The organism is Streptomyces muensis (genome assembly GCF_021474425.1).
Classification (GTDB): Bacteria; Actinomycetota; Actinomycetes; order Streptomycetales; family Streptomycetaceae; genus Streptomyces; species Streptomyces muensis.
Genome location: NZ_JAKEIP010000334.1, coordinates 1 through 7,535, shown reverse-complemented (window position 1 = coordinate 7,535; position 7,535 = coordinate 1). Strand labels below are relative to the sequence as shown.

Here is a 7,535-nt window from a genome sequence, read left to right as displayed (position 1 = left end):
CCACGGCCCTCACCGCCCTCGTCGCCCCCACCCGGCAGGCGCCGACCCGGAACAGCCCGGCGCCGCCGCGACGTACGCCTCGACCGCGCCGTCGCATACCCCTCGACGTGCTGTTCTGGCTCGGCTGCGCGGTCTTCGCGCTGTCGCTCGCCCTGGTCACCGACCTCACCCCGCACCGGACCTGGGGCGCCTGCGCCGCCGTCGGGTACGCCGTCGCCGCGGCGTTCGCCCGGCGGGCGCCGTGCCCCTGGAGCCGGCGCGGTACGGTCGCCGCGCTGCTCGGATCCGTCGTGGTACCGCTGGCGCTGATGGTCACGGTGGGCGCGGCGCAGTCGGAGGTGCACGTCGTCGAACACTCCGGCGGCCTGCTGCTGGACTCCGGAAGCCCGTACGTGCCGCACCCGGCCGGCGTCGACGACTACAACCCCTATCTGCCCGGGATGGCGCTCTTCGGGATACCCCACGCGCTGTTCGGCGGCACGCCGCTCGTGGACGCCCGGGTGTGGTTCTGCGCGGTGTTCCTGGTGAGCATGCTGGTCGCGGCGCGGCGCTCGGAGAACGACCGGCCGAGTGCGCGGGCCGCGTTCCTCCTCGCGGCCTTCCCCGCGGTGGCGCTGCCGCTGGCCGTCGGCGGGGTGGACCTGCCGGTGATCGGGCTGATGTGCCTGGGCCTCGCGCTGGCGGGCCGCAGCGGGTCCGGTACGGCGGCGGGGCTGGCGATGGGGGCAGCGGCCGCGCTGAAGTGGACGGCGTGGCCGCTGTTGCCGGTGGGTCTCGTCCTGCTGGCCGTGACAGCGGGGCGCCGGGCGGCCGTACGGGCCGGTGTCCTCGCCGTGCTGGTGGCCGCGCTGGCCGTGGTGCCGGTGGCCCTGGCCGATCCGCACGCCTTCGTCGAGCACGTGGTGCTCTTCCCCCTCGGCGAGGGCGGCGTGCGCTCACCGGCGGCCAGCCCACTGCCCGGGCACCTGCTGGCCACGTACGTCCCCGGGGGATCCGCCCTCGCCATGGCCGCCCTGGTGGCCGCCGCCGGCGGCGTGGCGGTGTCGTTGGCGGTACGTCCGCCCAGGACCGTCGTCGCCGCCGCGGACCGGCTGGCGCTCGGGCTGGGACTGGCGATGTGCCTGATCCCGGCGACCCGGTTCGGGTACCTGGTCTACCCGATCGTGCTGGCCGTCTGGTTCCGGCGCACGGAGCTGCCGAGCGTTGCTCGTCGGGTCGGGCGGTCGGTGGGGGTGGGGCGGCGTGGGTGAGGAGCGGGGATCAGGTTCCGGTTCCGCAGGAGCGGGCCTCGGGGGAGTGAGCTTCGAGGAGGCGAGCTTCGAGCGGGCGATCCTCGGGGGAGCAGGTGGAGGCAGCGGTGCGCGGCTCGTGCGGGTCACCGTGCTCGCGGTGGTCGGGCTGGTCGTGGCGTTGTGTCTGCCGTCGACCGGGCGGCACGCGGCCGGAGATCCGCCGGACTCCCCGAACGGGGTGGCGGTACGGGGCGTCGTGGTGCGAGGGAGCGGCGGCCCCGGGTGATGCGCGGTGCCCGAGTCGTGGGCGGCGTCCCGGCACACGCACGCGTGCAGCCCCGGACCGCTCGACCGGGGCCGCCCTACGCGCGCGTGCCCGTCGGCAGGCCTAGGCCGCGAGTCGCTGAGCCAGCCGCTTGGCCTTCGTGGAGGCCTCGTCGAGGGCGCGCTCACGGGAGGCCTCGAACAGCGGGACCAGGTCGGCCATCCCCGGGTCGGCCGGGGCCATCGTGAGCTCCGGGACGATGAAGTCGAGGTCGGCGCCGAGGAAGTCGGTCAGCACCGCCGACAGGTAGTTCTGCACGTACTCGTAGCCCGCGCGCGGGGTGCCCGGCCCGTAGGCGCCGCCCCGGCTGGCCACGACGGTGATCGGGGTGCCCTTGACCGACTGGACCTCGCCGGCCGTACGACCGAACAGGACCACGTTGTCCAGCCAGGCCTTCAGCGTCGACGGGATCGTCAGGTTGTACATCGGGGCGCCGATCAGCACCGCGTCCGCCCGCTCCAGCTCCTCGATCAGCTTGACCCGCTCGGCGAAGGCCGCGGCCTGCTCGGGGCTGTGCGTGGCCGGATCGGAGAAGCCGGCGGTGTGGGCGTGGGCGGTGATGTGCGGCACGGGGTTCTTGGCGAGGTCGCGGTGGATCACCGTGCCCTCGGGGTGCTGTTCCTGCCAGGCGCCACGGAAGGCGTCGGCGACGGCACGGGAGGAGGAGGCGTCGGCCGGGAAGACGGAGGAGTCGATGTGCAGGAGCGTGGCCATGAGGGTCTCCAGACGGAAAGGGAAGCGACTGAAAGTTCGTACTCGACTATGAATAACACAGTCACTTACTTTTTTTCACCCCCGTACGGGAGGGCAGTACCCTGAAGGGCATGGCGGGTGACATGGCTGGTGAGCAGAGTCACGACGTAGGGGCGTGCAAGCGGGTCGACGACGGGATCACCCAGGTCTTCCAGCTGCTCGGCAAGCGCTGGACGGGCCCGATCGTGTCCGTCCTGACCGCGGGCCCGGCGTACTTCGTCGCCCTGCGCCGGGCGATCCCCGGCATCAGCGAGCGCATGCTCTCCGACCGGCTCACCGAACTCGCCGCCGCGGGACTGGTGGTGCGCGAGGTCTATGAGGGACCGCCGCTGCGGGTGGTCTACCGGCTGACGGAGGCGGGCGCCGCGCTGGAGCCGGCACTGACCGAGCTGGGCCGCTGGGCGAAGACGTACCTGGGGGACGGGGCGGGATCGGGCGGCTGCTGAGGCCGGCTCTCTGTGAAGGCCGGGTTTTCCACAACGCATCCCGCCCCGCGTCGCGGAGTTGTCCACAGGGTCTGACGCGTTTCGGCCACCGGCTGTAACGTCGGCACGAGTTGATGTTCGTGTCGCTGGTCGTGCGTGAGCGGGGGAGGCGGTCGAGATGACCGAGGTCGGTGCGGGTGCTGCGGCGGAGGCGGTCGCGGTGGCGTCGGAGTCGCCGGCGGAGGCGCTGTCGGCATCGGCGGCGCGTCGGCTGCCCCGGGTGCGCGGTTTCGCCGAGTGGCCCGGCGGAGGCTCGCCCAAGGAGGAGGGCAAGGAGCTGCGCAGGCGGGTGCCACGCGGTGAGCACGCCCTTTTCGACCTCGACACCGCCCGTCCCGACGCGGTGGCCGCCGTCGAGGAGTCCAGCCTCGGCAGGCTTCCCGAGCTCACCCCGATCAGGGTCGGCCGGATGGCGGCGACGCCCTTCGCCTTCCTGCGCGGCTCGGCCGGACTCATGGCGTACGACCTCGCCCGCACACCCATGACCCGGATCCGCGCCCAGATCTGCGGTGACGCGCACGCGGCCAACTTCGGCCTGTACGGCGACCCGCGCGGCGGCCTGATCATCGATCTGAACGACTTCGACGAGACGCTGCACGGCCCCTGGGAGTGGGACCTCAAGCGGCTCGCCACCTCACTCGTGCTGGCGGGCCGGGAGGCGGGCGCGGACGAGGACGCGTGCCGCAAGGCGGCGCACGACACGGTCGGTGCCTACCGGCGCACCATGCGACTGCTGGCCAAGCTCTCGGTGCTGGACGCGTGGAACGCCATCGCGGACGAGGAGCTCGTCTCCCACACCGACGCCCATGATCTGCTCGGCACGCTGGAGCGGGTCGCGGAGAAGGCGCGGGCCAACACCAGCGGTCGCTTCGCGGCGAAGTCGACGGAGCCGACCGAGGACGGCGGCCGCCGGTTCGTCGACGCCCCGCCCGTACTGCGCCGGGTCCCGGACGCGGAGGCGGCCGCGGTGGCCGCGTCGCTGGAGGACTACGTCACCACGCTCTCCGAGGACCGCCACCCCCTCCTCGCCCGGCACGCGGTGCACGACGTCGCCTTCCGCGTGGTGGGCACGGGCAGCGTGGGCACCCGCTCGTACGTCGTCCTGCTCCTGGACCACCGGGGCGAGTCGCTGGTCCTCCAGGTGAAGGAGGCCCGCCCGTCGGCCCTGCTCCCACACCTGGTGACGGCCGGCTTCGAGGCCCCGGAGGCGGAGCACGAGGGCCGGCGCGTGGTCCTCGGCCAGAAGCGCATGCAGGTGGTCAGCGACGTCCTGCTGGGCTGGACGACGGTCGACGGCCGCCCCTTCCAGGTCCGCCAGTTCCGCAACCGCAAGGGCAGCGTCGACCCGGCAGCCCTGGCCGCCGACCAGATAGACGACTACGCCCGCATGACCGGCGCCCTCCTGGCCCGCGCCCACTCCCACAGCGCCGACCCCCGCCTGGTCTCCGGCTACTGCGGCAAGAACGACGAACTGGACGAGGCCATCGCCACGTTCGCCGTCACCTACGCCGACCGCACGGAGGCGGACCACAGCGCGCTGGTGGGGGCGGTGCGGGCGGGGCGGATCGCGGCGGAGGCCGGGGTGTGACTCGGGTCTTTCAGCCCGTCTGGGGGCACCCCCTCTGGGGGAGTTTGAGGACGAGGCCCGAAGGGCCGACAGCGGGGTCTGGGGCGGCAGCCCCAGCAGGCCCACGACAACGCCGGTGCTGCCCGGGCAGCGGTACCCAGGTCCAGCTCAGCTGACGCAGTCACGACGTGGCCTACGCTGGTCGGGTGACGACGCCCGAAGCTGAGCAGTCCCAGGCCGAGCCCGCTGGTGCGGGGACGCGCGGCGGTGCCGAGGTGCCCGTCGGTGAAGCCGATCAGGGTGGTGAGGCGCAGGTGACGGCCGAGGACGGGGCCGAGCGGCCCGAGGAGCGGCTGGAGCGGGCCGTACGGGCCGCCGAGCAGGCGTTGATCGAGTACGAGATCGCCGTGGAGACCTTCCGTGTCGAGGTGGAGAACTTCTCCCGGCTGCACCACCAGAAGCTCGGCCCGATGTACGCCCGCCTGGACGAGCTGGACGCCCGGATCGCCGAGGCCACGGCCGCCCGCACCGGCGACCCCGAGGACATCCGCAAGGCCGACGAGGCCCGCGCCCGGGTGCTGCCCATGCCCGGCGTCGAGGAGCTTTTCCACGGCTGGATGGACAGCGAGGGACTGTCCCCGGAGGCCGCGGCGATGCTCACCGAGCAGCCGGTACGGCCGCCGCAGCGGGTGCGCCCCAGCGACGAGGCCCGCAAGCTCTACCGCGAGCTGGCCCGCAAGGCCCACCCCGACCTCGCCCAGGAGGCGGCCGAGCGTTCCCGGCGCGAGGAGTTCATCACCCGGGTCAACGCCGCCTACTCCCGCGGCGACGAGGCGCTCCTGCGCGAGCTCGCCGAGGAGTGGGCCGCCGGACCGGTGCCCAAGGAGCAGGGCCCCACCCCCGCCGAGGAGCTCTACGCTCGCCTCGAATGGCTCGCCCAGCGCAAGGAACTGCTCACCCTGGTCGCCAAGGAACTGGAGGAGGGCGCCATCGGCGCCATGCTCCGCCTGGCCCCGGACGACCCCGACCGCCTCCTGGACGAGATCGCCGAACAACTCCTTGCCCAGGTATCGGAACGGGAAGCAGAACTGGCAGCACTGCTGGGCAACTGAGCTGCCGGCACTATTCGGCCAGGGGGCACGGAAACGCCCCAGGGGCGCGGGGAACTGCGCGATCAACCACGACGAAGCCCGCACCCTCCAGCCGGCCCACACCCCCCTCCCCCTAGGAGCCCCGCCAAGCCAGCGCAGCGTTCAGGTAGCGTCGGAGCCATGAACTTCGGATCCGCCGTACCCACCGTCGAGGTCACCGACCTCAAGGACGACGACTTCCTCCTGGACGTCCGCGAGGACGACGAGTGGCAGGCCGGCCACGCCGAAGGCGCCCTGCACATCCCGATCAGCGAGTTCGTGGCCCGCTACGGCGAGCTGACCGAGGCCGCCCCGCAGGACGCCCGCGTCCACGTCATCTGCCGCTCCGGCGCCCGCTCGGCGCAGGTCGCGATGTACCTCGTCCAGCAGGGCGTCGACGCCGTGAACGTCGACGGCGGCATGCAGGTGTGGGCGGCGGTGGGCCGCCCCGTGGTGAACGACGAGGGACAGTCCGGGTACGTGCTGTAGGGAAGAGCCACGTGCTGTAGGCAGGACGGGACACGTGCCGTAGGGACGGACCCCCGTGTCCGCCGGTCATGCCAGCGGATGCGCCGCCAGCAGCTCCCCCAGCGCCTCCTCGTGCGCCGCGGCCGGGCCGAGCGCCAGTTCCAGGTGCTTGGCCCAGGCGTGGTACCGGTGCAGCGGATAGTCGACGTCGGCGCCGAAGCCGCCGTGCAGATGCTGTGCCGTCTGCACGACCCGCCGTACGCCCTCCGAGGCCCAGATCTTGGCCACGGCCACGTCCGCGGCGGCGGGCAGCGCACCCGGCGCCCCCGAGGCGATCCGCCAGGCGGCCTGCCACAGCGTGGCCTCCATCGCGCGCAGGTCGACGAACCGGTCGGCGGACTGCACGGCGACCGCCTGGAACGTGGCGATCGGATGCCCGAACTGCTCCCGCTTGCTCGCGTACTCCGAGGTCATCCCCAGCACCCGCTCCCCCAGCCCGAGCGCCAGCGCACACGTCCCCGTGGCCAGCAGCTCCCGCAGCCACTCCCAGGCGCCCTCGGCGTCGACGACGTCCCGCGCCGCGAGCGACACCGAGTCCAGCCGCAGCTCCCCGAGCCGCTCCCCGCTGGTCGAGAACTGCTCGCCGAGCGAAACCCCCTCCGCGCCGCGCGGCACCAGCGCGAGGACGGTCCGGTCGGCGGCCGTACGGGCCGGGACGACGACGAGATCGGCGTCGTACGCCCAGGCCACGGCGGTCTGCACGCCGTCCAGCACCCACCGGGCACCGTCCTGCCGGGCGGTCACCGCGAGCTCGGCCGGGTCGTGCCCGGTGCGGCCGTGCGCGGCGACCGTCAGCACGACCTCGCCGCGCCCCGCCCGCGCGAGCAGCTCGGACTTCAGTTCGGGGCTGCCGTACGCCTGGACGGCGGCCAGTGCCGCGCTGTTCTCCAGCAGCGGCACCCGGGCCAGCACCTTCGCCGACTCGCGCAGCACCAGGCACAGCGCGACGGCGTCGAGGCCGGCCCCGCCGTACTCCTGCGCGAGCAGCAGACTCAGCAGGTCCGCGTCCGCGAGCCGGCCCCACAGCGGACGGTCGAAGTCGTCGGCGACGGCACCCGGCGTGAGCGCGGGGGAGGGCACCGCGTCCGGCGCGACCCCGGCGAACACCCCGCGCGCCGCCTCGGCCGCCGCCTGCTGCTCCTCGGTGAAGGTGAAGTCCACGGTCCCTGCCCTTCCACACGCACGGCGATCTGACGGTATCGATCTGAATCGATCTGAAAGTGTCGATCTGACGGAGCGTCAAGATAGAACAGGTTCTAGAAGAAGGGAATGCTCCGCGTACGGGGCCGTGGGACCCCCGTAAGGTGTGGGCAACGTGGGCCCGGAAGGGGCTGTGCCCGGCGGGTGGGCCTGAGTACCGTTCCCGTGCGAGAGCTGAGGGCAGACGGACCGGAACCGGAATCGGGGAACGAAGCGGAATGGCAGACGCGCACGACGCAGGCTCGGCCGCCCGGCACGGGCCGGACGAGGAGCCGCAGGACGCCCCGGCCGCCGTCGCGTCCCCGCCCGCTCCTC

8 protein-coding genes are annotated in these 7,535 nt (G+C 73.4%); 6 read left to right on the top strand and 2 right to left on the bottom strand.

Going from position 1 to position 7,535, the window contains the following annotated elements:
• The first annotated feature begins 95 nt into the window (after positions 1-95).
• Together L0P92_RS39890 and L0P92_RS39885 are read left to right on the top strand one after the other, a co-directional pair.
• Positions 96-1,250, top strand: coding sequence for a glycosyltransferase 87 family protein (locus L0P92_RS39890; RefSeq protein ID WP_443733836.1), 1,155 nt, complete (start codon positions 96-98; stop codon positions 1,248-1,250).
• Positions 1,251-1,296: 46 nt separating this feature from the next.
• Entirely contained in the window at positions 1,297-1,518 is a 222-nt protein-coding gene (locus L0P92_RS39885; protein WP_234768024.1) for a hypothetical protein, read from the top strand.
• A 102-nt stretch (positions 1,519-1,620) separates the two neighbouring features.
• Here the strand turns inward: L0P92_RS39885 and L0P92_RS39880 are convergent, their stop codons facing one another.
• Complete coding sequence (locus tag L0P92_RS39880; RefSeq protein ID WP_234768023.1) at positions 1,621-2,271, bottom strand: FMN-dependent NADH-azoreductase; 651 nt, start codon at positions 2,269-2,271, stop codon at positions 1,621-1,623.
• Positions 2,272-2,393: 122 nt separating this feature from the next.
• On the opposite strand from L0P92_RS39880, the gene L0P92_RS39875 reads away from it, so the two are divergent.
• The 4 genes from L0P92_RS39875 to L0P92_RS39860 all read left to right on the top strand — a co-directional run bounded on the left by L0P92_RS39875 (position 2,394) and on the right by L0P92_RS39860 (position 5,981).
• Positions 2,394-2,756 (top strand): winged helix-turn-helix transcriptional regulator, encoded by a 363-nt coding sequence (locus L0P92_RS39875; RefSeq protein ID WP_234768025.1) that lies wholly within the window; start codon positions 2,394-2,396, stop codon positions 2,754-2,756.
• A gap of 157 nt (positions 2,757-2,913) precedes the next feature.
• Positions 2,914-4,383, top strand: a complete 1,470-nt coding sequence (locus tag L0P92_RS39870) for a DUF2252 domain-containing protein (protein ID WP_234768022.1) — start codon at positions 2,914-2,916, stop codon at positions 4,381-4,383.
• A 185-nt stretch (positions 4,384-4,568) separates the two neighbouring features.
• A complete protein-coding gene (locus tag L0P92_RS39865; RefSeq protein ID WP_234768021.1) occupies positions 4,569-5,474 on the top strand; it encodes a J domain-containing protein in 906 nt (301 codons plus the stop codon).
• Between the two features lie 159 nt (positions 5,475-5,633).
• The gene (locus L0P92_RS39860; RefSeq protein WP_234768020.1) at positions 5,634-5,981 is read left to right on the top strand and encodes a rhodanese-like domain-containing protein; all 348 of its coding nucleotides are present in this window, start codon (positions 5,634-5,636) and stop codon (positions 5,979-5,981) included.
• A gap of 66 nt (positions 5,982-6,047) precedes the next feature.
• Here L0P92_RS39860 and L0P92_RS39855 read toward each other — a convergent pair whose 3' ends face one another.
• Entirely contained in the window at positions 6,048-7,181 is a 1,134-nt protein-coding gene (locus L0P92_RS39855) for an acyl-CoA dehydrogenase family protein (RefSeq protein WP_234768019.1), read from the bottom strand.
• Positions 7,182-7,535: the final 354 nt, after the last annotated feature.